Consider the following 23,696-nt stretch of genomic DNA (forward strand, 5'->3'; position numbering starts at 1 on the left):
GAATAGGTGAAACAAAAAATGGCAGAACAGCAGAACATGCAGACCACTGAGCAGACCGCGGAGGAGCTGCACGAGTTAAAGCGTATCCGCCGCGAAAAGCTGGCCGAGCTGCAGGATGCGGGTGCAGACCCGTATCAGCAGGTTCGTTTTGACCGCACGCACCATACCATTGACATTCGCGATCATTTTGACGAGATGGAGGGCAAGACCGTACGTCTGGCCGGCCGCATGATGTCCAAACGCATCATGGGCAAGGCTTCGTTTTCGGACATGTCCGACCGATACGGCCGTCTGCAGCTCTATGTTAAACGTGATAATGTCGGCGAGGATGTATACAAGGGTTATAAAAAGATGGATATCGGTGACATTGTTGGCATCGAAGGCGAGGTTTTCCGCACCCAAAAGGGCGAAATCTCGGTGATGGTTCACGATTTGACCCTGCTGTCCAAAAGCCTTTCGCCGCTGCCTGAGAAGTGGCACGGCCTTAAGGATACCGACATGCGCTATCGTCAGCGTTATGTTGACTTGATTGTCAACCCCGAGGTGCGCGATACCTTTGAGAAGCGCTCCAAGATTGTTCGTGAAATCCGTAATTTCATGGATGCACGCGGCTTTATGGAGGTTGAGACCCCCTGCCTGAACACCATTCCGGGCGGTGCGGCAGCGCGTCCGTTTATTACGCATCACAATGCGCTCGACATTGATATGTACATGCGCATTGCGACCGAACTGCACCTCAAGCGCCTGATTGTAGGCGGTTTGGAGCAGGTCTACGAGATTGGCCGTATCTTCCGCAACGAGGGTATGGACACCAAGCATAATCCGGAATTCACCACGATTGAGCTGTATCAGGCGTTCACTGACTACAACGGCATGATGGATATTACCGAGGATATGATTGTATACGTGTGCAATCAGGTGCTTGGCGCGACCAAGGTCACGTATCAGGGCGTGGAAATTGACTTTGCCAAGGGTTGGCAGCGTTTGACCATGGCAGATGCAGTCAAGCAGTATTCGGGCATCGATTTTATGGCAATCGACGGCGAAGAAGCACTGTGTCAGGTCAAGGCAAAGGGCGTAGAGGTTGACAAGGGCAAGGATAGCTGGGGCGATTTGCTCGCACTGTGCTTTGAAGAATTTGTTGAAGAAAAGCTGATGCAGCCGACCTTCATTATCGATTATCCGGTTGAGATTTCGCCGCTGGCCAAGCGCATGGGTGCCGACCCGCGTCTGACCGAGCGTTTTGAGTTGTTTGTTTATGGCCGTGAACTGGCGAACGCATTTTCCGAGCTGAACGATCCGATTGACCAAAAGCAGCGCTTTGAACGTCAGGTCGCGCTGCGTGCGGCAGGAGATGACGAGGCCAGCATGATGGATGATGATTTCGTAAATGCACTCGAGTACGCTATGCCTCCTACGGGCGGTATGGGCATGGGCATCGACCGTTTGGTTATGCTTTTGACCGATTCGGCCTCTATTCGTGATGTGCTGCTGTTCCCGACGATGAAGCCGCTGGGACTGGACTGACAACCAGAAGAAGCCTGAACATTTACTATGTTCAGGCTTTCGGCATATCAGGAAGGAGCAGAAGAGTACGGTTAAAATGTTTAAGAAACATATACGAAAAAAGACTGCACGGCCAACCAGCATTATGGCGGCGGGTTTTCTCTTAATCATATTTTTGGGAGCATTGCTGCTCTCACTTCCCGTTTCGGCGCGAAACGGGGAGGCAACGCCGTTTCACACGGCGTTATTTACGGCAACAAGCGCAACCTGCGTAACGGGACTGATTACTGTTGATACGGCAACCCATTGGTCGGGGTTTGGCCATGTGGTCATTCTGGGACTGATTCAAATTGGCGGTCTGGGATTTATGACGATGGCCTCGATTGCTTCGTTTCTGTTGGGCCGCAAAATCACGCTGCGCGAACGCATGGTGATGAGTGCCGGACTCAACCTGACGGACAACGCGGGCATCGTGCGGCTGACACGTCGTGTGCTGTTTGGTACGTTCGCGTTTGAGTCAATGGGCGCGGTAATTTTGGCCTGTCGCTTTGCGCCGGAATTTGGACTTTGGCGCGGCATTAAAATGGGAATTTTCCATTCCGTTTCCGCCTTCTGTAACGCCGGGTTTGACATCATGGGCACGGTAGAGCACCCGTTCAGCTCGGCTGTGGCGTATGTGGATGACCCGGTTGTCAGCTTGACGCTGATGCTGCTGATTGTAATCGGCGGTTTGGGTTTTTTTGTTTGGAGCGATATATATGATAAGCCTCACTTCAAAAAACTCCGGCTGCATACCAAACTGGTGCTGTGTACGACCGGTGTGCTGCTGCTGTTTGGTTTTTTTGTGACGCTGGCATTTGAATGGTCTAACCCGCAGACGCTCGGGTCGCTATCTGTGCCAAACAAGCTGCTGGCGGCAGCGTTTCAGTCGGTTACGCTGCGCACAGCGGGATTTAATACGATTGATCAGACAGCATTGTCCAGCGGGTCGCAAGGCTTGGCGTGCATGATGATGCTGATTGGCGGTTCGCCCGGCTCGACAGCGGGCGGCATCAAGACGGTGACGTTGGCTGTGCTGCTTCTGACTGCATATTCGGCACTGCGTGGCCGAACAACAATAGCGGCGTTTGGCCGCACCATTGCGCCGCGCAGCGTTATGAACGCCGTCACCATGCTGATGGTTGGCGCAGGACTCAGCCTTTCCGGCGCAGGGTTGATTTCAATCATTGAGGGCGAGGAATTCAACCGCTGCTTATTTGAGGCAATTTCCGCCTTCGGCACGGTCGGCCTTTCGATGGGATTGACGCCATCGCTCTCCTTCGCGTCGCAGATGATTCTGATTGTCATCATGTATCTGGGCCGCGTTGGCATTCTGACCCTCGGCGTTTCCGTGCTGATGCGTCACCGGGAACCGCCTAAGATGCATTATCCTGAGGGACAGGTCATGGTTGGCTGAGCATACGGACGGTGCTTTCAAAGCGCACGATAAATAGCGATAAATAAGGAGATGGGATGATGAGATCCTATTTGGTAATTGGGCTGGGTCGGTTTGGCTCGGCGGTTGCGCGGGAATTATCTGCGCTGGGAGAAGAAGTGCTCGCGCTGGATGAAGATCCGGATAATATTCAGCGCATCGCAGATGATGTGACGCAGGCAATCGTTGGCGATGCACAGGATGAAGCGGTGCTTCGCTCGGTCGGCGCACGCAATTTTGACTGCTGTATCGTTGCGGTTGCATCCGATATGGAGGCGAGCGTGCTGATTACGGTGCTGCTCAAGGATTTGGGCGCAAAGCAGGTGGTGGCGAAGGCGCAGAGCGCCGTGCACGCACGTGTGCTCGAACGCATCGGGGCAGATCGCGTCATTTTGCCGGAAAGCGAGATGGGGCAGCGTCTGGCGCAGCGACTGTCCCGCACGAACGTGGTCGATTTTATCGGCGTATCCGACGACTTTTCTATTGTTGAGATTCATGCGCCGCGCAGTTGGGTGGGGCATTCGCTCGGCCAATTGAGCGTTCGCGGAAAATACTATATCAATGTGCTTGCCATTCGGCACGGTGAGGGCGGCCATGTGGACGTAACGCCTGCCGTCGATCAGGTCATTGGGGAAAACGATGTGCTGATTATCATCGGTACGAATGAAAATGTGGATCGGGTGGTGGATCTGAGTTGACCAGAATAGAGAGCCGTCAGAATGAGACAATCAAGCATCTGGCACGACTGGGACGAGAAAAGAAATACCGCACGAGCACGCACGAAATGCTGTGCGAGGGTGAAAAAATGCTCGACGAGGCACTGCGTTCGGGTGCGGTCATCAAGACCGTACTCGTGCGCGAGGGCCTGCCGGCAAACGAAAGCGTACGCCTTGCAGAGCAGCGCGGTGCACGGCTGTTTCAGGCGTCTGACGCGGTGTTTCAGGCCGCAAGCGATGTCGAAACGCCGCAGGGCGTGATTTTCTCCTGCGTGCCGCCCGCTTGGGATGCTTCGTCGCTTGCGGGCGCGTCACGGGTGCTCCTGCTCGATGGGTTACAGGATCCGGGCAACCTTGGCACGATTTTACGAACCGCTGAAGCCTTCGGGCTCGGTGCCGTCGTATTGTGCGAGGGCTGTGTCGACCCGTTTTCTCCCAAGGTTGTGCGTTCGACGATGGGCGCGGTCTTTCGCCTGCCGTGCGTGCAGCTGCCCCTGAAGGATGCCGTGCAGACACTGCGGCAGACAAACGAATTGCCGATTTATGCGACGGCGCTATCCGAAAGCAGCGTGCCGATCGAAACGGTGGATTTGGCCCGCGCCGCGGTAATCATCGGCAGCGAGGGCAGAGGGGTGACGCAGGCAGCGCTGGAGCTTGCGGATCGGCATGTCATCATCCCGATGACCGGTCGAGCCGAATCCCTCAACGCTGGAGTTGCGGCAGCGATTGTGATTTATCGCATGACGCTTTGAAAGGGGAGAACACTGTGTCGGCAAGAATCAGCTGGATATGGCTCGCGGAACGCCAGAATATTGGCGCGGTTACGGTCGCCGGGTTGCTGGAGGCATTTGGCTCGGCTGATGCAGTGTTTGCTGCTGACAGGCGCACGCTCACAACCTGCGCCTGTGTGCTGAGCAAACGGCAGGTCGATGCGCTGTGTGATAAGGATACGTCTCGAGCCGGCCTAATTATCGAGAACTGTGCAAAGCTCGGCGTGAGCATTTTAACGCTGGATGACGCGGGATATCCCGATCGGCTGCGTGCCATTGCCGATCCGCCCCCGGTGCTGTATGTGCGCGGCAGTCTGCCCGATTTGGATGTGCTGCCCGGCATTGCGGTGGTTGGTACACGTTCCTGCACAGCCTACGGAGAGGAAACCGCGCAGGCCATCGGCAGTGCGCTTGCGGAAACCGGATTTGTCACGGTCAGCGGCATGGCAAAAGGAATCGACGGCATGGCACAGCGCGGTGCACTGCGCTCCGGCGGGTTAACGGTGGCTGTGCTTGCCGGCGGCGTGGATATTTGCTATCCGCAGTCTAATTTGGCGCTGATGGGGGATATCCTGCTGCGCGGAGCGCTTGTCAGCGAGCACCCGCCCGGTACAGAGCACAGGGCGGAGTTTTTCCCGCCGCGCAACCGCATCATCAGCGGGTTGACGGTGGCAACGGTCGTGGTAGAAGCATCGTCCATGCGATCAGGTGCGATTATTACGGCGCACCATGCACTGGAGCAGGGGCGGGATGTCTATGCAGTGCCCGGTGCACTCAATGCGAAACAGTCAGCCGGATGCCTGCAGCTGATTGAGCAGGGAGAGGCCGCACTGTTAGCGTCGCCCGCGTCGTTGGTACGCGCCTATGGTGGGCTGCTTCCGCGACAGCCGGATCAAGCGCGTGTACGGCAGGCTTTTCTGCGGCAGACCGGGATGAAACCGCAGCCGGCGGTCAAGAATGTCTGGGACGATATTCAAAAGCGAGAGGAGCGCGGCAGGACGCGCAGGGAAGCGCCTAAGGCTGAAACGCCTAAACCGCTGCCGGATTATTTAAGCGCCGAAGAACGGCAGATTGCAGCGCTTGTGCAGCAGGGGGCATCTTCTCTGGCTGAGATTATAGAGCGGTGTGATTTAGCGGCTGCACGCGTGATGGCCATTATTACCATGCTCGAGATGGATGGGGTTTTGCACCGTGAGCGCGGCAAATTGGCCTTATTCTGAGATTGACAACGGCTCAAAAGCCGATTACAATAGAGCACGCGGACGTTCCGCGTGTAGGAGGATGCAACAAACATGTCGAAATTAGTCATCGTGGAGTCGCCTGCCAAGGCGAAAACCATTGGTAAATATCTGGGAACAGACTACGTCGTGAAGGCTTCAATGGGCCATCTGCGCGATTTGCCCAAGAAAAAGATGGGCGTAGATATTGAAAATCACTTTACACCCGAATACATTCCGATTGAGGGCAAAGATAAAATCATTTCTGAACTGAAAAGCGAAGCCAAGAAGAGTGACTTCGTCTATCTCGCAACTGACCCTGACCGCGAGGGAGAGGCCATTTCGTGGCATTTAAAGGAGCTGTTAAAGCTCAAGGATGATAAATCCAAGCGCGTTACCTTTAATGAAATCACCAAGCCTGCGGTTCGTTACGGCATTGAGCATCCGCGCGATTTGGACATCGATCTGGTCGATGCACAGCAGGCGCGCCGAATTCTCGACCGTATCGTGGGCTATCAGCTTTCGCCGTTTCTCTGGCGTAAGGTCAAGCGCGGACTGTCCGCGGGCCGTGTACAGTCGGTCGCAACGCGTCTGGTGGTTGATCGGGAGAATGAAATTCGCGCCTTCGTTCCGGAGGAGTATTGGTCAATCGAAGCACAGCTGCGTACACAGAGCGGCGGCAGCTTTGTCGCTCGTTTCTACGGCGACCGTACCTCCAAGGTGGAGCTGAAAAGCGAAGAGCAGACGATGACGGTTGTTCACGCCTGTGAGGGAAAGCCGTTCATTGTCGGCCCGGTCAAAAAAGGCAAGAAGAAGAAGAGCGCAACCGCACCTTTTATCACCTCGACCTTGCAGCAGGAAGCATCGCGGAAGCTGAATATGACGCCCCGCCGCACGATGAGTGTCGCACAGGAGCTCTATGAAGGCATTGAACTGCAAGGCGTCGGTCTGACGGGTTTGATTACCTATATGCGTACCGACTCGCTGCGCTTAGCGGATGAGGCTACGGCGGCTGCTGCTGATTTCATCAAAAACCGCTATGGCGAAGCCTATTATCCGGGCAAGCCGCGCGTGTTCAAAACCAAGGGCTCGGCGCAGGATGCGCACGAAGCCATTCGTCCGTCCAACGTTACACTTGTGCCGGAGAACATTCGAGATTCGCTGACGGCGGATCAGTTTAAGCTTTACAAACTGATCTGGTCGCGTTTTGTGGCCTGTCAGATGTCGGATGCAATCCTGGACACCGTGTCGGCCGATATTTTGTGCGGGGAATACGTGTTCCGCGCTTCCGGCCATACGGTCGCGTTTCCGGGCTTTACTGCGGTTTATGAGGAAGGCACGGATGATGAGAAGAAGGGCGATGCCGGCAAGCCGCTTCCGGCCTTCGGCGAGGGCGATAATCTGGATAACGAGAAGCTGGAGCCTGCACAGCACTTTACGCAGCCGCCGGCGCGTTACACCGAAGCATCGCTGATTCGTGCGATGGAAGAGCGCGGCATTGGCCGCCCGTCCACCTATGCACCGACCATTTCGACGATTATCGACCGCGACTATGTTGCCAAGGAAAACAAGGCGCTTCGTCCGACACCGCTTGGCGAGGGCGTAACCGGTCTGTTGGTTGATAAGTTCAAGTCCGTGGCGGACTACGAATTCACTGCCAATATGGAACATGAGTTGGATAATGTAGAAGCGGGAAAACTCAATTACATTCAGCTGCTTGAGAACTTCTTTGGCGGATTTGAGGGTGCACTGAAGCAAGCTGAGGTCGATTTGGAAGGCCAGCGCATTAAAATCGAAGATGAGGTTACCGACATTATCTGTGATAAATGCGGCCGCAACATGGTCATCAAATCCGGCCGTTTCGGCAAGTTTCTTGCATGCCCCGGTTTCCCTGAATGTACCAACACCAAGGCCATTACCGAGGATACGGGCGCAGCGTGCCCGGTTTGCGGGGCTAAGGTCGTGAAAAAGAAGTCTGCACGCGGCTATGTGTATTACAGCTGCGATAAATATCCGGCGTGCTCGTTTATTACATGGGATAAGCCGCTGAAAACCAAGTGTCCTACCTGCGAGTCTTCACTGTTCCGGCATACCGATCGGGATTCCAAGGAGATTACGGATATTTGCCTGAGAGAGGGCTGCGGATACAAGGAACTCGTCAAGGAAGGCCTGCCCCCGGAAGAGGCGGAGAAGAACCGCGAACGCCGCGAAGCCCGCGCCGCAAAGGCTGCAGAACGTGCGGCAGAAAAGGCGGCCGCCGAGGCAGCGGGCGAAGGCACGGAAAAGAAGCCTGCCAAGAAGAGCACCGCGAAAAAGGCAGCCGCCAAAAAGACAACGACCAAAAAGGCAACTGCCAAGAAAACCGCCGCTGCAAAGACCACGACCAAAAAAGCGGCGACCACAAAGACGGCGCCGAAAAAGGCAGCTGCAGCAAAGAAAACAACGACGACAAAAAAGACGGCCGCGAAGAAGACCGTAGCCGCAGAGGAGAGTGCGGATGAATAAAGTAACGGTAATCGGTGCGGGACTTGCAGGCTGCGAGGCGGCATGGCAACTCGCGGAGCGCGGTATTGCGGTGACCTTGTGCGAGATGAAGCCGGTGCAGCATTCTCCGGCACATCACTCGGATGATTTTGCAGAGTTGGTGTGCTCGAATTCCCTGCGGTCGGATGAACTGACCAACGCAGCAGGGCTGCTCAAGGAAGAACTGCGCCGACTGGGCAGCTTGATTCTGGCCTGTGCCGACGCAAACCGCGTAGAAGCAGGCGGGGCACTTGCGGTTGATCGGGAAGCCTTCGCGCAAGCGGTCACAGAGAAGATAAAGCAGCATGCGAATATCGAAATTGTCTGCGGTGAGGTTACTGAAATCCCGGAAGGACAGGTTATTGTCGCTTCCGGTCCTCTAACCTCTGATCGCTTGTTTGACGCCATCCATGAAAAGGTTGGCGGAGACTTTCTGCACTTCTTTGATGCAGCCGCGCCCATTGTGACCGCAGAAAGCATTGATATGAACTGCGCCTACGAGGCCTCCCGTTATGGCAAGGGTACGGCGGATTATATCAACTGTGCGTTTTCCAAGGAAGAGTACGATGCCTTCTGGAACGCGCTGACAACGGCGGAGGAAGCACCGGTGCATGGCTTTGAGGACAAGATGGTCTTTGAAGGCTGTATGCCGATTGAGGTCAACGCCCGCCGCGGTTATGATACGATGCGGTTCGGCATTTTAAAGCCCGTCGGCCTGCCGGATCCGAAAACAGGCAAGGATCCTTATGCCGTCCTGCAGCTGCGACGCGACAATGCACAGGGCACGCTATACAACCTCGTCGGCTGCCAGACACACCTGAAGTTTGGTGAGCAGAAGCGTGTTTTTTCGATGATTCCGGCGCTCAAGGATGCGGAGTTCGTCCGCTATGGCGTGATGCATCGAAACACCTTTTTGGATTCTCCGCGCCTGCTGGATGAGACTTTCGCACTCCGCGCCGACCCGCGCGTTCGTTTTGCCGGACAAATGACCGGTGTAGAGGGGTATATCGAATCCACCGCTTCCGGCCTGATTGCAGGTCTTGCAACGGCCTGCGCACTGGCGGGTAAGACAATGCCGAAACTTGATCGGGAGACAGCTGTGGGTGCACTTGCATGCTATATTTCCGACCATTCGGTGACAAAATTCCAACCGATGAACGTAAACTTTGGAATTCTTGACCCGCTGGGCTATAAAATCAAGGGCAAGCGGGAAAAGAACATGAAAATCTCCGAACGCGCGCTTGCGCGCATTGACAGCTTAAAGGAGGAACTCTAAGTGAAAATCATCGTGGACGCAATGGGCGGAGACAACGCGCCTGAGTCAGCCGTTTGGGGTGGTGCGCTGGCCGCGAAGAACTACGGTGAAGAGGTCGTGCTCGTCGGGCAGGAGGAGCGAATCCGTGCCATCTTGAAGGAAAAGGGCATGGATGGCGTATCCGGCGTAACTGTCGTGCACGCTGCAGATGTGGTTGATATGCACGATGATCCCGCAACGGTTCTGCGTGCAAAGCCGAATAGCTCCATGGCAGTCGCCTTTCAGATGCTCAAAAAGGGCGAGGGCGACGCATTGGTGTCGGCGGGCAACACGGGAGCTCTGCTGTCGGGTGCAACGCTGTACGGCGGGCGTATCAAGGGTATTCGCCGCGGGGCGCTTGCACCGGTCATGCCTTCCTCTTCGGGACAGGTCATGCTGACGGACGCGGGTGCGAACACGGAGTGCACGGCGGAAATGCTGCTGCAGTTTGCCTTCATGGGTTCGCTGTACGCCGAAAAAATCAATGGCGTGAAGAATCCCCGCGTCGGTCTGGTCAACAACGGCACCGAGGACACCAAGGGCGATGTGCTTCGCAAGGAAGCGTATCACCTGCTCAAGGCTGCGGGTGATGCGGGACGCATCAACTTTGTCGGCAATGTGGAGGGCAGCATGGTGCCGCTTGGCGGCTGCGATGTGGCGGTATGCGATGGCTTTGCGGGAAACGTGATGCTCAAAACCATTGAGGGCGTTGCAAAGTTCATGGCGAGCGGGGTTAAGAAGGTGTTTTACCGGAATCTGGCGACCAAACTGGCGTATCTGCCCTGCAAGACGGGAATGGATGAGTTCCGCGGATTGTTCGATCAGGATCGCATCGGCGGCGCGCCGTTTCTGGGCATTGCCAAGCCGGTAATTAAGGCGCACGGGTCGTCCAACCAGACAGCAGTCATGAATGCCATTCGACAGGCGATTGCCTATACCAAGTCGGGTATGATTGAGGCGGTTCGTGAGAATATTGAATACATGACGGTGCAGGCGGCTGAATAAGCCGCCGCCCGATTGCTTGAAAACGAAGGGAGGAGAAGTATGCTGAACATCGACTATAAGTTTAAGGACGCGGTGCTGCTCAACATGGCGATGACGCATTCCTCGTATGCAAATGAACATCGCGGCAGTCATCTGCATCACAATGAAAGACTGGAGTTCCTTGGCGATTCCGTACTGGGCTTTGTCACGGCGGATTATTTGTACAATACCTATCCGGAGCTGCCGGAGGGCGAGCTGACCAAGCTGCGCGCGGCGGTTGTGTGCGAGGGCGCACTGTGCGAAATCGCGAAGGAACTCGGCATTCCGGAACGCATTCGTTTGGGCCACGGTGAAGAAATTGGCGGGGGGCGAGAGCGCCCGTCTATTCTGGCGGATGCGTGCGAAGCACTGCTGGGCGCGATTTATCTGGATGGAGGCATCGGGCCTGCACGTGCATTTGTACTGCGGTTTATTCCAAAGAAGGTGGATACGGCGATTTTGGGCGGCGCATTCAAGGATTATAAAACCATGCTGCAAGAAATCGTACAGAAAAACAAACAGGAAACGCTGGAATATCGTCTTGCGGGCGAAGCGGGTCCTGACCATGACAAGCGCTTTACGATGGAATTGCTGTTAAACTCCAATGTTTTTGCTGATGGCGTGGGTCGCAGCAAAAAAGAGGCGGAGCAGATGGCGGCGAAAAAGGCGCTTGAGTTAATGGGCGAGCAATAGCGGTCGTGTAGCTGAAAGGCAAACGACGCAATGTGTATTGTATCCATTACCGGACGTCTGCGTGTGCGCGCGGGCGTCCTTCCTTTTGGCCGGATAAGCATGAACAGCGTGTAAATTCTGGGCGGATACGCATTGAAAAACACCATTCAAAGTGGTATTATGTTACTAAGCATATTTTTGAGGTGTTACATGGTATTAAAAAGCCTGATCGTGCAAGGCTTCAAGTCCTTTCCCGATAAAACCGAAATTCGATTCGACGGCGGCATGACCGCAATCGTCGGCCCGAACGGCAGCGGAAAATCAAATATTTCGGACGCGATTCGCTGGGTGCTTGGAGAACAATCATCCCGCTCGCTGCGCGGTGCGAAAATGGAGGATGTCATTTTCAGCGGCACTGTGCGGCGCGGCCCGGTCGGCTTTGCAGAGGTTTCCTTGATACTGGACAATGCGGACGGTAGATTCCGCTCTGAATTCACCGAGATTATGGTTACCCGCCGCTATTATCGGTCGGGCGAAAGCGAATATTTTCTCAATAAAAGCCATTGCCGGCTGAAGGACATCCACGAGCTGTTCATGGATACAGGCCTTGGGCGTGACGGCTATTCGATGATCGGGCAGGGTCGCATCGACGAAATCCTGTCCATCAAAAGCGAGGATCGCCGTGAAATCTTCGAGGAAGCGGCAGGCATCACCAAGTTCCGCTACCGGAAGGAGGAAGCGGAGCGCAAGCTCGGCGCGACCGAGGAGAATTTGGTGCGCATTCGTGATTTGTACGGCGAGATGGAGCGTCAAATCGGCCCGTTGGAAAAACAAGCTGAGAAGGCGCGGCAGTATTTGCTGCTGCGAGATGAGCTGCGCGTGCTTGATATTTCGCTTTGGCTGCTGAATCTGGCGCGAATCAAAACAGACCACGAAAAGCTGAGCGGGGACACGGAAACTTGCACCCGTCAGCTTCAACAGGCGAGGGCATCGCAGGAGGCCCTGTATCAGCAGAGCGAAGCGCTTTCCGAGGATATGCGCAACATCGACCGTGAGGCGGATCGTCTGCGTCAGGAACTGCGGGAAACCGAGCAGCGCGCTGCCGAGCAGGCCAGTCGTGCCGCCGTTCTCGCCGCAAATATTAAAAATAATTATGACAATATAGAGCGCACCCGTCAGGAGAGTGTGCAGCGTGCTGAACAGGCGCAGTCGATCGGCGCGCAGCTGACCGACCGCCGCGCACGAATTGAATTGTTGGATGCGCAGCATCAGGGCTTGGCAGATCAGCTGGACGCATGCCGCCGCAGCGCACAAAACCTGCATGAACAGCGCGAACAGGCTGAATGCGAACAACTGGCGCTGCAAAGTGACTTGCAGACGAAAACCGAATCAGTACATCGGTTTGATCTTGACCGCACCGCGGCGCAGGCGGGACTGTCCGGCATGGACAGCCGCCGTGAAACCATTGCCACTGATATCGAAACAGCCAACAAACGCCTTTTGGAGGAGAAGTCCGCGCACGAGGCGTTGGAACAGCAGATGCACGACTGCCTGGAAACGCTTGCGGCATCGAAAAACAAGATGCAGGGCGTATCGCTCAAAGCGGAGAGCCGCCGCGGCAAGGTAGAGGCCCTGGCGGCCGAATTATCCAAAACCACCGCCGAATTGACCGACTGCCAGAACCGCGTGAAAATGCTGTCTGACATGCAGCGCGAATATGAAGGGTTTTCACGCTCGGTCAAGACGATTATGAACAGGGTAGAGCGTGGGGCGCTTCGGGGCGTGCATGGACCGGTTTCGTCACTGCTTGACGTGCCGGAGCAGTTCGTTACCGCAATCGATACCGCACTGGGCGCATCGGCGTCCTCTATCGTGGTTGATACCTCGGCTGATGGTAAAAGCTGTATTGAATACCTTAAACGTACAGATGGCGGCCGCGCAACGTTTCTGCCGATTGATACCATCAAGGCCGCTTCGCTGCGCGAGACGGGCTTAGAATCTCGCACAGGCTGCTACGGTACGGCCGACAAGCTGGTTGCCTGCGACCAGCGCTATACTGCCATTGTGCAGAATCTGCTCGCGCGCACGGTGATTGCAGAAAATATGGATGCTGCACTGACATTGGCGCGTGCTTATGGCCATCGATTCCGCATCGTGACGCTTGACGGACAAATCCTGCAAGCTGGCGGCGCAATGACGGGCGGCTCGGTTTCGCGCGGCACAGGTGCACTGGCTCGCGCAGGTCGTCTCAAGGCACAGCGGGAGCAGTTGACGGCACTGGAGCAACAAAAACAGCGGGTGGAAGCCGCCTATCACGCGGCAAAGGAAGAACTGGCCGCACTTGACTATGATCTAAAGGCAATTGAGGCAGAACGTACCCGCGCACAGGCGCAGGAAGCAGGTCTGACCGCGTCGGTCACACAGCACCATGCGCTGGTCGAGAGCTTGAAGCTGCAGTATGAGGGGCTGACCCTGGAACGCGATAATCTGGCTGCCGCAAAGCAGCAGTATTTGGATACAATCGCGCAATGTGACGGGCAGATGCAAAGCGCAAAGGATGCGCTGGAAGACGCAAAGCACGCGGTGGACAATGGGAGAGCGCATATCGACGCGTTGACCGCAGCGCTCAGTGCGAATACAGCAGAAGCCGCGTCGGTACAGACGCAAATTGCCGAAAATCGCACTGAGGTGATGTCGCTAGAGCGTGCCTTGGCAGATTTGGAGTGGCTGAAACAGGAAATTGATGCAGGTGTTTTGGACTCGGGCGCGGTCATTTCCGGCTTTGAAGCAGAAATCACGCGGCTCGAAGACGAACTGCGTCAAGCAGAATCCTCAAAGGAGGACACCGGCGAGACGACGCTTCGCCTTTCCGGCCTAATTGCTTCGCAAATCCAGCAGCGGCAGCGCGTCGAAGGCGAGCGCACACGTGTAGATCGGGAAGCGCAAAGTAAAAATGAGGAGATTTTGAATCTGGAACGTGAATCTGCGCGACTTGAAAACCGTGCGGTGCAGTTAAAAAATGAAGAAACGAACATTTTGGATAAAATGTGGGAAACATATGAATTGACGCCTACACCTGCCGAAGCCGTTGCAGTAGAACTGCCGGATGTTCCCGCCGCCAAACAGCAGGCGGAAGAACTGCGCCGAAAAATGAAATTGCTCGGTAATGTCAATCTGGATGCGGTTGAGGAGTATACTGAAACACTAGAGCGTTTTACCTTCCTCGGGGAGCAGAAGGAGGACTTGGAAAAGGCGCAGCGGGAGCTGTATAAGGTCATTGAACAACTGACCGGCAATATGAAGGAGATTTTCGCCTCCGAATTTGCCAAGCTCAACGTTTATTTCGGTGAAACCTTCCGTGAGATTTTCGGCGGCGGCCACGCAGAATTGCAGTTGGCCGATACGGCGGATATTTTAAACTGCGGCATTGACATCCGCGTGTCTCCGCCGGGCAAATCGGTCAAGACCATTACGCTGCTATCGGGCGGTGAAAAGGCGTTTGTAGCCATTGCACTGTATTTTGCGATTTTAAAGCTGCGGCCGACACCGTTCTGCGTGCTTGACGAGATTGAAGCGGCGCTCGATGACGTAAACGTGGCGCGCTACGCGCAGTACATCCGCCGGTTAACCGGCAGTACACAGTTCATCTGCATTACGCACCGCCGCGGCACGATGGAGGAGGCTGACATGCTCTATGGCGTGACCATGCAGGAGCAGGGCGTGAGCAAGCTGTTGATGCTCAACCTCGCCGAAGCCGAAAAACGACTGGGCAGCACGATTCAATAAGGAAGCCTGAACAAACGAAAAGTTTGTTTGAGATTTAGGAGACAGATACATGGGATTATTCGATAAAATCAAAAAGGGACTGCAAAAAACAGGCGATGCAGTGACGCGTTCACTCGATAATGTGTTTGCCGGTTTTGTGAGCATCGATGATGAACTGCTGGAAGAACTGGAAGAAGCACTTATTCTGGCCGATGTCGGTGCGGTTGCGGCGGCAAAAATCGTCGCAGATGTGGAGAAGCGTGCGCAGCGCCAAAACATCACCACGGCGTTAGAACTGCGGTACGTGCTCAAGGACACCCTGCTCGAAACCATGCTCGACAACGAGCCACTCGATGTATCGGGCAAGCCGGCGGTTATTTTGGTCATTGGTGTCAATGGCGTCGGCAAGACGACTTCGATTGGCAAGCTTGCCGCGCGCTATGTTGCCGAAGGGAAAAAGGTCATGCTGTCGGCAGCGGATACATTTCGTGCCGCTGCGGCTGATCAGCTTGAAATTTGGGCCACGCGCGCAGGCGCGGACATCGTCCGCCATGGTGAGGGTGCTGATCCGGCAGCGGTTGTGTTTGACTCGATTTCGGCGGCAAAGGCACGCGGCAGTGATGTGATTATCATTGACACCGCAGGCCGGCTGCACAATAAGGCAAATCTGATGAACGAGCTCAATAAGATTGATCGCGTCATCACGCGGGAATTGCCAAACGCATCCCGTGAGACACTGCTCGTACTTGATGCAACGACCGGACAGAACGCCGTTCATCAGGCAGAGGAGTTTAACAAGGTTGCTGCGCTGACCGGCATCGTGCTGACCAAGCTGGACGGCACGGCAAAGGGCGGTATCGTCGTTGCTATTTCGGCTGGGCTTGGCGTACCGGTGAAGCTCGTCGGCGTGGGCGAGGGAATCGACGATTTGGTTGATTTCGACCGCTCAGCCTTTTTGGAAGCCATTCTGCCCCCACTTGAAGGAGGAATTTCGTAAATGCAGCGTCCTGACGGAAGAACACCCGGCGCAATGCGCTCGGTTAAAATTACACCAAACTATACGATGCACGCCGAAGGCTCGGTGCTGATTGAAATGGGAAACACCAAGGTAATCTGCACGGCAAGTGTAGAGGAAAGTGTGCCGCCGTTTTTGAAGGATACCGGCCTCGGCTGGGTGACGGCGGAATACGCGATGCTTCCGCGCGCGACGAACACACGAAAAAAACGCGATATTAAAAATTTGAAGCTGGACGGACGTTCGAGTGAGATTCAGCGTCTGATTGGCCGCTCGCTGCGCGCTGTAGTCGACCGCAAAGCGCTCGGTGAGCGTCAGATTATCGTCGACTGCGATGTCATTCAAGCGGATGGCGGCACACGCTGCGCATCGATTACGGGCGGCTTTGTCGCGCTGTGGCTGGCTTGCAACAAGCTGATGGAAGAGGGCGTTATCCGAACGATGCCGCTTACCGCACAGGTCGCGGCTGTTTCGGTCGGTATTTTTGAGGATGAAGCGGTGCTCGATTTAAACTACGCGGAAGACTCCCATGCAATTGTGGACAGCAACGTCGTCATGACTTCGAAGGGCGACTTCATCGAAGTGCAGGGCACCGGAGAGGGACGACCCTTCACCGAGAGTGAGCTGAAAAAGCTGCTCGGACTCAGCAAACGCGGCATTTCCCGTCTGTGCAAAGCGCAGAGCAAAATTACGGGTGACGTGGGCGTATGAAATTTGTTCTAGCGTCCCATAATCAAAAAAAGCTGCGGGAGATGGCGGAAATCCTGGAGGAATTGGGCATCGAAATCGCGCCGCTGCCCGAGGGGGCACCTGAGCCGGAGGAAACGGGCGAAACCTTTGAGGAAAACGCAAGGATTAAAGCACGTGCTGCTGCGGCATACACCGGATTGCCTGCCCTTGCGGATGATTCAGGCCTTTGCGTGGATGCGCTCAACGACGCGCCGGGCGTTTATTCGGCGCGGTATGAATCGGCGGAGTATGCCGCATATGCGAAGATACATGGTCTGAAAATCGGCGCAGAACCGCTGCCCCCGGATGCAGGCGACCGTGACCGCACGATGCGTTTGCTACACAATATGGAGGACGTGCCCGATGGCAATCGTCAGGCGCGGTTCGTCAGCGCGATTGCCTGCGTTTGGCCGGATGGAACGGAGCTGGTCGTTCGCGGCGAATGCGAAGGGGAGATCACGCGCCACATGCTGGGCGCAGGTGGGTTCGGTTACGACCCGGTGTTCTTTGTTCCGGCGTATGACTGCACCTTTGGGGAATTGCCGGCAGAGGTCAAAAATCGGATTTCCCACCGTGCAAATGCATTACAGCATCTCAAACAAAAACTCAAAAACAAAATTTAGGAGAAAAATATATGTTAACGACAAAACAACGTGCGCAGCTGCGCAAGCTGGCAAATCCGCTGGCCGTCACCCTGCACATCGGCAAGGAGGGCGTGACCGAGGCGGTTGAGCGTCAGCTCGATCAACTGCTCGAAGCACACGAACTGGTCAAGGGCAAGGTGCTCGAAAATGCCATGCTCACGCCGAAGACCGTGTCCGAATCGCTGTGCGAAGCATCGGGTGCGGACGCAGTGCAGTGCATCGGCACTAAGTTTGTGCTGTATCGCCAGTCATCCAACAAGGATAAGCGAAAGATTGTTCTGGTAAAATGAAGATTGGCATTCTCGGCGGCACATTCAATCCACCGCACGACGGTCATTTGACAGCCGCACGCAATGCAAAAAATGCGCTTGGATTGGACAAGGTACTATTTATTCCGACCAATATCCCGCCGCATAAGGACCTACCGGAGCATACGGCGACTGCTGCCGACCGCTGCGAGATGGTGCGCCTTCAAATCAAGGATGAGCCGTGGGCGGCGCTTTCCACAATGGAGATTGACCGCGGCGGAGCAAGCTACACCGTAGATACGCTGCGCGCATTGCGTGAATCGAAGAAAGACACGCTGTATTTAATTATCGGCACGGATATGCTGTTGTCATTTGATCAAATCTGGCGCGCGCCGGAGGAAATTGCACAGCTGGCAACGCTTGCAGTATGCGCACGTGAAGCGGATGATTTTCAGATGCTGGAGGCAAAGGCGGCACAATTACACGATACAATCGGTGCAAATGTGAAACTGATTCGCGGAACTGTGCTTACCATCTCTTCAACCGAACTGCGCAGTGGCGGAGAATTACGCCGTTACACCGCACCGGCCGTTGCAGATTATATTGAGCAAAAACACCTTTATGGGTTTTAAAATTTCTGAAACAACAATGACAAGACAGAAAGGCGGCTCTGACTATGATGTTGTGCAATGAAGAAATGCGAGAAGAGATTCTCTCCCGTCTGCATGGGTATCGGTATGAACATACGCTCGGCTGCGAGCGTGCGGCAGTTTGTTTGGCGCAGCGCTTTGGAGGCGATGTGGAGAAAGCGGCCTTTGCGGCGATCCTGCATGACATCACAAAACAATTTTCTAAAGAAGAACAGTTGAATTTATGTGAGAAATACGATATAATACCCTGTAACGTCGAAATTTCCGAGTGGAAAATGCTGCATGGAAAGACCGCTGCGGCCATTGCCCGCAAGGAATACGGTGCACCACAGGACGTGTGCGACGCAATTGCCTGTCATACAACCGGCAAGGCGCGCATGACGCTGCTCGATAAAATTATTTATCTGGCGGATTACATCGAGGACACACGCGATTTTCCGGGCGTTGAGATTGCCCGCGTCCTTGCGGAGGACGACATCGACCGCGCGTTGCTCTACTGCTTCGATCAAACCTTGACAGACCTGATCGAACGCGCTAAACTCATCCACAGCGATACAATTGCGGCCTATAATGCACTGGCCGCCAAGGGAGTTCGCTGGAGGGACGCGATGAAACTGGAGGCAAGAAACGTTTGAAACTGTTTGGTGGCGGCAGTGGCCGCAACAGAAATTCCTCGCCGCGCGATTATGACGACTCGGCTAAAGCGCCAAAGAAGAAAACAGCACCCAAGCCGCAGAAGGCGGCCAAGGGTAAAGCAGGTACGGTAAAGAAGCCGCTAACGAAAAAAGAAAAACAAAAGCGCATCATCATTACTTCGTGCATCGTAGCCGCGCTGATGATTATGGTTGCCGCGGGTGCGGTGTGGGTGCATTTTAACGTGCGCGCACCGGAACCGGCCAATGATGCAACAATCATTGATAAAGAAAACGGCGATCAGATTGATGTAAACAGCCTGCTCAATTCAGGGGATCGCATCAGCGATTTGTTTACCTTTGTCGTTTGCGCAACGGATGAGGATCAAACGCGAACGGACGCAATTATGGTTGCGACCATGGACACTAAGAAAAAAACGATTAACGTCATGAATATCCCGCGAGACACAATGTGCAACAACGGCAGAACGGGTACAAACCGCAAAATCAATGCGGCTTACGGCACGTCAAAGGGGATTGAGCAAACAAAGAAGGAAATCAGCCGCATCATGGGCTTCACACCCGACAAATACGTGGTGGTGAACTTTGACGGCATTGCTGCAATCGTAGACGCAATCGGTGGCGTGGATTATGAGATTCCGTTCCGTATGGAATATGACGACCCTTCTCAGAATCTGCACATCGATCTTTACGCCGGAATGCAGCACCTGACAGGCAAGCAGGTCGTTGAATTCCTGCGGTGGCGTCACAACAACAATTACTCCATGCAGTATCCGACCGGCGACGAGGGTCGTGTGGCAACACAGCAGAAGTTTTTAAAATACCTCGCAGGCGAAGTGTTCCAGCTAAAGAATGTAACAAAGGTCAAAGCCATTTCGGACGCGGTGTTCAAAAATGTGAAAACCGACTTTACCGCGGGCCAGATTCTTTGGATGGGCATGCAGGCCATGCAGATTAAGAACGATAACATTCAGTTCTTCACTCTGCCCGGCTATGGACAGATGAGTACTGCGGGCAGTTCCGCAGCATACTCGTTCTTCTTCCCCTATCAGAATGAAACGCTTAAGCTGGTGAACCAGTACTTTAATCCGTTTACGACGGCGATTAGCTCGCTGGATATGGTATCCGGTCCTGAAAGCTCGAGTGCACCCACGTATGACAGTTCTCCGGATGACAACTACGTATGGGGCGATACTGCAACAGGCTCAACTGACTCATCGTCCTCTTCCGGTGGCTCAAGCGATCCTGAGGATTCGGGCTCTGGCAGCATGTCCGGCGGGGATACCGGCTCGTCCGGCACCGAAGGCGGCGGTACGACCGACGGCTCCTCCGGCGGCACATCCGGCAGTGAAACGGGTGGTTCGTCCGGCGGCGGGGACACCGCTGGCGGAGATACAAGCGGTGAAACCGGTGGTACGTCCGGCGGTGAAAGCGGCGGGTCTTCCGGCGGTGAAACCGGTGGCACATCCGGCGGAGCAATTGATCCGGAAGCATAAAATTAGATAAGATAAAGGAGTGCAACAATTGACTGCACAGAAAACTGTAAAGGCCATCTGCGAAGCGCTGCTCGAAAAAAAGGGGCAGGACGTTCAGGTGCTGAAAATTGAGGAATTGACCTCACTGACCGAATATTTTGTAATTTGCTCTGCGACCTCGACCACACAGGTTAAGGCGCTGGCTGACAATGTGGAATGGCGTCTCAAGTACGACCATGAGACCATGCCGCACCACGTGGAGGGTTATGAATCCAATCAGTGGATTTTGCTTGATTACGGCTGCGTGCTGGTGCATGTGTTTATGCCGGATGCGCGCAAGTTCTATAATCTTGAGAACCTTTGGAAGGACGGCGTCAGCATCCCGTTGGATGAAATGGGCATCATTGACGACTGAGTGTAGAATCAATCGGCATGCGGCGGGCGCATCAGTGCCCGCCGCGTTGCCGCGCCTGACAAAGAATTCAAACTTTAGGGGGAAACACCGTTGAAGTACGATCATAAACAAATCGAAAAGAAGTGGCAGGATATCTGGGACGAAGCACATTGCTTTGAAGCCTCAAACGATTCGGATAAGGAGAAATTCTACGCCCTCGTTGAGTTTCCGTATCCGTCCGGTCAGGGTCTGCACGTCGGACATCCGCGTTCCTATACTGCACTGGATATTGTTGCGCGAAAAAAGCGCATGCAGGGAAAAAACGTACTGTATCCGATGGGTTGGGATGCGTTTGGTCTGCCGACTGAGAACTTTGCGATTAAAAATCACATCCATCCGGCTGTGGTTACCAAAAATAATATTGCTCGATTTAAGACACAGCTGAAGAGCTTGGGTCTGTCGTTTGACTGGTCTCGTGAGATTAATACCACCGATCCCGAGTACTATAAGTGGACGCAGTGGATTTTCTTGCAGCTGTTCAAGAAGGGACTCGCATATAAGAAGGAGATGAGCGTCAACTGGTGCACCTCCTGTAAGTGCGTGCTGGCGAACGAAGAGGTCGTCAACGGCGTCTGCGAGCGCTGTGGTTCCGAGGTGGTGCACAAGAATAAGAGCCAGTGGATGCTCAAAATCACCGAATATGCCCAGCGTCTGCTGGACGATTTGGAGGATGTGGACTACATTGAGCGCGTGAAGATTCAGCAGCGTAACTGGATTGGCCGTTCGACCGGCGCCGAGGTGGATTTTACCACCACGGAGGGCGACAAGCTGACGGTCTACACCACGCGCCCCGATACGCTGTTTGGCGCGACCTACATGGTCATCTCGCCGGAGCATCCGTCGGTGGAAATATGGGCGGACAAGCTCAGTAATATTGAAGAAATTCGCGCTTATCGTGCAGAAGCGGCACGCAAGTCCGACTTTGAGCGCACCGAGCTGAATAAGGAAAAGACCGGCGTGCGTCTGAACGGCGTTGCTGCAATCAATCCGGTAAACGGTAAGCAGATTCCGATTTTCGCTTCGGACTATGTCCTGATGGGCTATGGCACAGGTGCGATTATGGCTGTTCCGGCACACGATGACCGTGACTGGGATTTTGCCAAGGCGTTTGATCTGCCGATCGTTGAGGTTATCGCAGGCGGCAGCGTGCAGGAGGCTGCATTTACCGATGTGGAGACCGGCACACTCGTCAATTCTGACTTCCTTGATGGACTGTCTGTCGCAGACGCTAAGAAGAAGATTATCGAGTTTCTGACCGAAAAGGGTCTGGGCCACGAGAAGGTGAACTTCAAGCTGCGTGACTGGGTGTTCTCCCGTCAGCGCTACTGGGGTGAACCCATTCCGCTGGTGTACTGTGAAAAGTGCGGCTGGGTGCCGCTGCCGGAGGATCAGCTGCCGCTAACGCTGCCCGATGTGGATTCTTATGAGCCGACCGAAAATGGCGAATCGCCGCTTGCAAAAATGGACGAGTGGGTCAGCACGACCTGCCCGCACTGCGGCGGCTCTGCGCAGCGGGAAACAGACACCATGCCGCAGTGGGCGGGTTCGTCCTGGTACTTCCTGCGCTATATGGATCCGCATAACGATAAAGCGCTTGCGTCTAAGGAAGCGTTGGAATATTGGTCGCCAGTCAACTGGTATAACGGCGGTATGGAGCATACCACGCTTCACCTGCTGTATTCGCGCTTCTGGCACAAGTTCCTGTACGACATCGGCGTAGTGCCGACCAAGGAGCCGTATGCCAAGCGTACGAGCCACGGCATGATTCTGGGCGAGAATGGTGAAAAAATGTCCAAGTCTCGCGGCAACGTCGTCAATCCCGATGAAATCGTGGAGATGTACGGCGCGGATACCATGCGTCTGTATGAAATGTTCATCGGTGACTTCGAGAAGGCTGCTCCGTGGTCGTCAACCTCCATTAAGGGCTGCCGCCGTTTTCTGGAGCGCGTCTGGGGTCTGGCCGATAAGGTTCAGCCGGGTGAGGCGTACAGCAAGGAGCATGAGGTGCTGATGCATCGCACAATCAAGAAGGTCGGCGATGATGCGGATAACCTCAAGGCCAATACGGCGATTGCAACGCTGATGAGTATGGTCAACGCATTCTATGACAAGGGTGTCAACCGTGCGGAGTATAAAACGCTGCTCAAGCTGGTGTGCCCGTTTGCGCCGCACATTACAGAAGAGCTGTGGCAGCAGCTGGGCGAGGAAGGCCTGCTTTCGGTGGCACCTTGGCCGGAATATGATGAAAACAAAACCATGGAGGACAGCATTGAAATCGCAGTGCAGGTCAATGGTAAGCTGAAATCTACCATCAAACTGCCGGTCGACTGCGAGCAGCAGACGGCCATCGATGCAGCGCTTGCCGATGAGAAGGTACAGCGTGCGGTAGAGGGCAAAACCATGGTCAAGCAGATTGTGGTCAAGAATAAAATCGTGAATCTGGTAGTTCGCTGAGAATGGGTATTGACAGAGCGCGCAAAAACAGATATAATATTCTTACGGTTTTGTGCGCGTAAAACGCGTGAAATCGCGTAAAGCGTCTCCCAGAGGGAGAACGCGCGGAGGGAGGGAAAATTGTGTCGGAGGTCCGCATCAAGGAAAATGAGTCTATTGACAGTGCGCTGCGCCGCTTTAAGCGTTCGTGCGCCAAGGCGGGTACGCTTTCCGAGCTCCGCAAGCGTGAGCATTATGAAAGCCCGAGCGTAAAGCGCCGCAAGAAGTCTGAGGCTGCTCGCGCCAAGAAGAAAAAGTTCAAATAAGAACGATTTTAAACGGTGAAGTCATTTGGCTTCGCCGTTTTTTATTTTTACTCAATGCCGATTTGCAAAAGCAGTGCCCAGAGAAACTGCCCAAACAGGAATCCAAATA

The 23,696-nt window shown here is 54.7% G+C and carries 20 protein-coding genes; all 20 read left to right on the forward strand.

All coding sequences use genetic code 11. From position 1 onward, the window contains the following. Positions 1–18 precede the first annotated feature (18 nt). The 20 genes from lysS to rpsU all read left to right on the forward strand — a co-directional run bounded on the left by lysS (position 19) and on the right by rpsU (position 23,587). A complete protein-coding gene (gene lysS, locus QOX26_RS10225) occupies positions 19–1,527 on the forward strand; it encodes a lysine--tRNA ligase (protein WP_283674880.1) in 1,509 nt (502 codons plus the stop codon). Between the two features lie 76 nt (positions 1,528–1,603). Next, complete coding sequence (locus QOX26_RS10230; RefSeq protein ID WP_283674881.1) at positions 1,604–2,962, forward strand: TrkH family potassium uptake protein; 1,359 nt, start codon at positions 1,604–1,606, stop codon at positions 2,960–2,962. A gap of 59 nt (positions 2,963–3,021) precedes the next feature. Then, entirely contained in the window at positions 3,022–3,678 is a 657-nt protein-coding gene (locus QOX26_RS10235; RefSeq protein WP_283674882.1) for a potassium channel family protein, read from the forward strand. Next, complete coding sequence (locus QOX26_RS10240) at positions 3,675–4,448, forward strand: TrmH family RNA methyltransferase (protein ID WP_283674883.1); 774 nt, start codon at positions 3,675–3,677, stop codon at positions 4,446–4,448. The genes QOX26_RS10235 and QOX26_RS10240 overlap by 4 nt, the downstream gene beginning before the upstream one ends. A gap of 14 nt (positions 4,449–4,462) precedes the next feature. Next, the gene (gene dprA, locus QOX26_RS10245; RefSeq protein WP_283674884.1) at positions 4,463–5,686 is read left to right on the forward strand and encodes a DNA-processing protein DprA; all 1,224 of its coding nucleotides are present in this window, start codon (positions 4,463–4,465) and stop codon (positions 5,684–5,686) included. Positions 5,687–5,758: 72 nt separating this feature from the next. Beyond that, positions 5,759–8,188, forward strand: a complete 2,430-nt coding sequence (gene topA / locus QOX26_RS10250) for a type I DNA topoisomerase (protein WP_283674885.1) — start codon at positions 5,759–5,761, stop codon at positions 8,186–8,188. Beyond that, positions 8,181–9,482 carry a methylenetetrahydrofolate--tRNA-(uracil(54)-C(5))-methyltransferase (FADH(2)-oxidizing) TrmFO gene (trmFO, locus tag QOX26_RS10255; protein ID WP_283674886.1) on the forward strand — a complete coding sequence of 434 codons (1,302 nt, stop codon included), beginning with the start codon at positions 8,181–8,183 and terminating at the stop codon, positions 9,480–9,482. The genes topA and trmFO overlap by 8 nt, the downstream gene beginning before the upstream one ends. Next, positions 9,483–10,505 carry a phosphate acyltransferase PlsX gene (plsX, locus tag QOX26_RS10260; protein WP_283674887.1) on the forward strand — a complete coding sequence of 341 codons (1,023 nt, stop codon included), beginning with the start codon at positions 9,483–9,485 and terminating at the stop codon, positions 10,503–10,505. Between the two features lie 39 nt (positions 10,506–10,544). Next, positions 10,545–11,216 (forward strand): ribonuclease III, encoded by a 672-nt coding sequence (rnc, locus tag QOX26_RS10265; RefSeq protein WP_283674888.1) that lies wholly within the window; start codon positions 10,545–10,547, stop codon positions 11,214–11,216. Between the two features lie 189 nt (positions 11,217–11,405). Beyond that, positions 11,406–14,981 carry a chromosome segregation protein SMC gene (gene smc / locus QOX26_RS10270; RefSeq protein WP_283674889.1) on the forward strand — a complete coding sequence of 1,192 codons (3,576 nt, stop codon included), beginning with the start codon at positions 11,406–11,408 and terminating at the stop codon, positions 14,979–14,981. A 49-nt stretch (positions 14,982–15,030) separates the two neighbouring features. Continuing rightward, positions 15,031–15,957, forward strand: a complete 927-nt coding sequence (gene ftsY, locus QOX26_RS10275; RefSeq protein WP_283674890.1) for a signal recognition particle-docking protein FtsY — start codon at positions 15,031–15,033, stop codon at positions 15,955–15,957. After that, positions 15,958–16,686, forward strand: a complete 729-nt coding sequence (rph, locus tag QOX26_RS10280; protein ID WP_283674891.1) for a ribonuclease PH — start codon at positions 15,958–15,960, stop codon at positions 16,684–16,686. Further along, complete coding sequence (gene rdgB / locus QOX26_RS10285) at positions 16,683–17,327, forward strand: RdgB/HAM1 family non-canonical purine NTP pyrophosphatase (RefSeq protein ID WP_283674892.1); 645 nt, start codon at positions 16,683–16,685, stop codon at positions 17,325–17,327. The genes rph and rdgB overlap by 4 nt, the downstream gene beginning before the upstream one ends. A gap of 11 nt (positions 17,328–17,338) precedes the next feature. Next, on the forward strand, positions 17,339–17,638 hold the full coding sequence (locus QOX26_RS10290; protein WP_283674893.1) for a YhbY family RNA-binding protein: 300 nt from the start codon (positions 17,339–17,341) through the stop codon (positions 17,636–17,638). Continuing rightward, the gene (gene nadD / locus QOX26_RS10295) at positions 17,635–18,228 is read left to right on the forward strand and encodes a nicotinate (nicotinamide) nucleotide adenylyltransferase (protein ID WP_283674894.1); all 594 of its coding nucleotides are present in this window, start codon (positions 17,635–17,637) and stop codon (positions 18,226–18,228) included. The genes QOX26_RS10290 and nadD overlap by 4 nt, the downstream gene beginning before the upstream one ends. Before the next feature lie 65 nt (positions 18,229–18,293). Further along, positions 18,294–18,881, forward strand: a complete 588-nt coding sequence (gene yqeK / locus QOX26_RS10300; protein ID WP_283674895.1) for a bis(5'-nucleosyl)-tetraphosphatase (symmetrical) YqeK — start codon at positions 18,294–18,296, stop codon at positions 18,879–18,881. Further along, positions 18,878–20,395 carry an LCP family protein gene (locus QOX26_RS10305; protein ID WP_283674896.1) on the forward strand — a complete coding sequence of 506 codons (1,518 nt, stop codon included), beginning with the start codon at positions 18,878–18,880 and terminating at the stop codon, positions 20,393–20,395. Before yqeK ends, QOX26_RS10305 begins: the two co-directional genes overlap by 4 nt. A gap of 28 nt (positions 20,396–20,423) precedes the next feature. Continuing rightward, positions 20,424–20,789, forward strand: coding sequence for a ribosome silencing factor (gene rsfS / locus QOX26_RS10310; protein ID WP_283674897.1), 366 nt, complete (start codon positions 20,424–20,426; stop codon positions 20,787–20,789). A 90-nt stretch (positions 20,790–20,879) separates the two neighbouring features. After that, complete coding sequence (gene leuS, locus QOX26_RS10315) at positions 20,880–23,282, forward strand: leucine--tRNA ligase (protein WP_283674898.1); 2,403 nt, start codon at positions 20,880–20,882, stop codon at positions 23,280–23,282. A gap of 122 nt (positions 23,283–23,404) precedes the next feature. Further along, positions 23,405–23,587, forward strand: a complete 183-nt coding sequence (gene rpsU, locus QOX26_RS10320) for a 30S ribosomal protein S21 (RefSeq protein WP_283674899.1) — start codon at positions 23,405–23,407, stop codon at positions 23,585–23,587. The last annotated feature ends 109 nt before the right edge of the window (positions 23,588–23,696 follow it).

Source organism: Butyricicoccus sp. Marseille-Q5471, from assembly GCF_951230135.1.
GTDB lineage: Bacteria > Bacillota > Clostridia > Oscillospirales > Butyricicoccaceae > Agathobaculum.

Bases quoted from the DNA above. Each gene is read 5' to 3' on its own strand.
- lysS (WP_283674880.1), top strand. From the start codon at position 19: ATGGCAGAACAGCAGAACATGCAGACCACTGAGCAGACCGCGGAGGAG.
- QOX26_RS10230 (WP_283674881.1), top strand. From the start codon at position 1,604: ATGTTTAAGAAACATATACGAAAAAAGACTGCACGGCCAACCAGCATT.
- QOX26_RS10235 (WP_283674882.1), top strand. From the start codon at position 3,022: ATGAGATCCTATTTGGTAATTGGGCTGGGTCGGTTTGGCTCGGCGGTT.
- topA (WP_283674885.1), top strand. From the start codon at position 5,759: ATGTCGAAATTAGTCATCGTGGAGTCGCCTGCCAAGGCGAAAACCATT.
- trmFO (WP_283674886.1), top strand. From the start codon at position 8,181: ATGAATAAAGTAACGGTAATCGGTGCGGGACTTGCAGGCTGCGAGGCG.
- rnc (WP_283674888.1), top strand. From the start codon at position 10,545: ATGCTGAACATCGACTATAAGTTTAAGGACGCGGTGCTGCTCAACATG.
- smc (WP_283674889.1), top strand. From the start codon at position 11,406: ATGGTATTAAAAAGCCTGATCGTGCAAGGCTTCAAGTCCTTTCCCGAT.
- ftsY (WP_283674890.1), top strand. From the start codon at position 15,031: ATGGGATTATTCGATAAAATCAAAAAGGGACTGCAAAAAACAGGCGAT.
- rph (WP_283674891.1), top strand. From the start codon at position 15,958: ATGCAGCGTCCTGACGGAAGAACACCCGGCGCAATGCGCTCGGTTAAA.
- rdgB (WP_283674892.1), top strand. From the start codon at position 16,683: ATGAAATTTGTTCTAGCGTCCCATAATCAAAAAAAGCTGCGGGAGATG.
- QOX26_RS10290 (WP_283674893.1), top strand. From the start codon at position 17,339: ATGTTAACGACAAAACAACGTGCGCAGCTGCGCAAGCTGGCAAATCCG.
- nadD (WP_283674894.1), top strand. From the start codon at position 17,635: ATGAAGATTGGCATTCTCGGCGGCACATTCAATCCACCGCACGACGGT.
- yqeK (WP_283674895.1), top strand. From the start codon at position 18,294: ATGCGAGAAGAGATTCTCTCCCGTCTGCATGGGTATCGGTATGAACAT.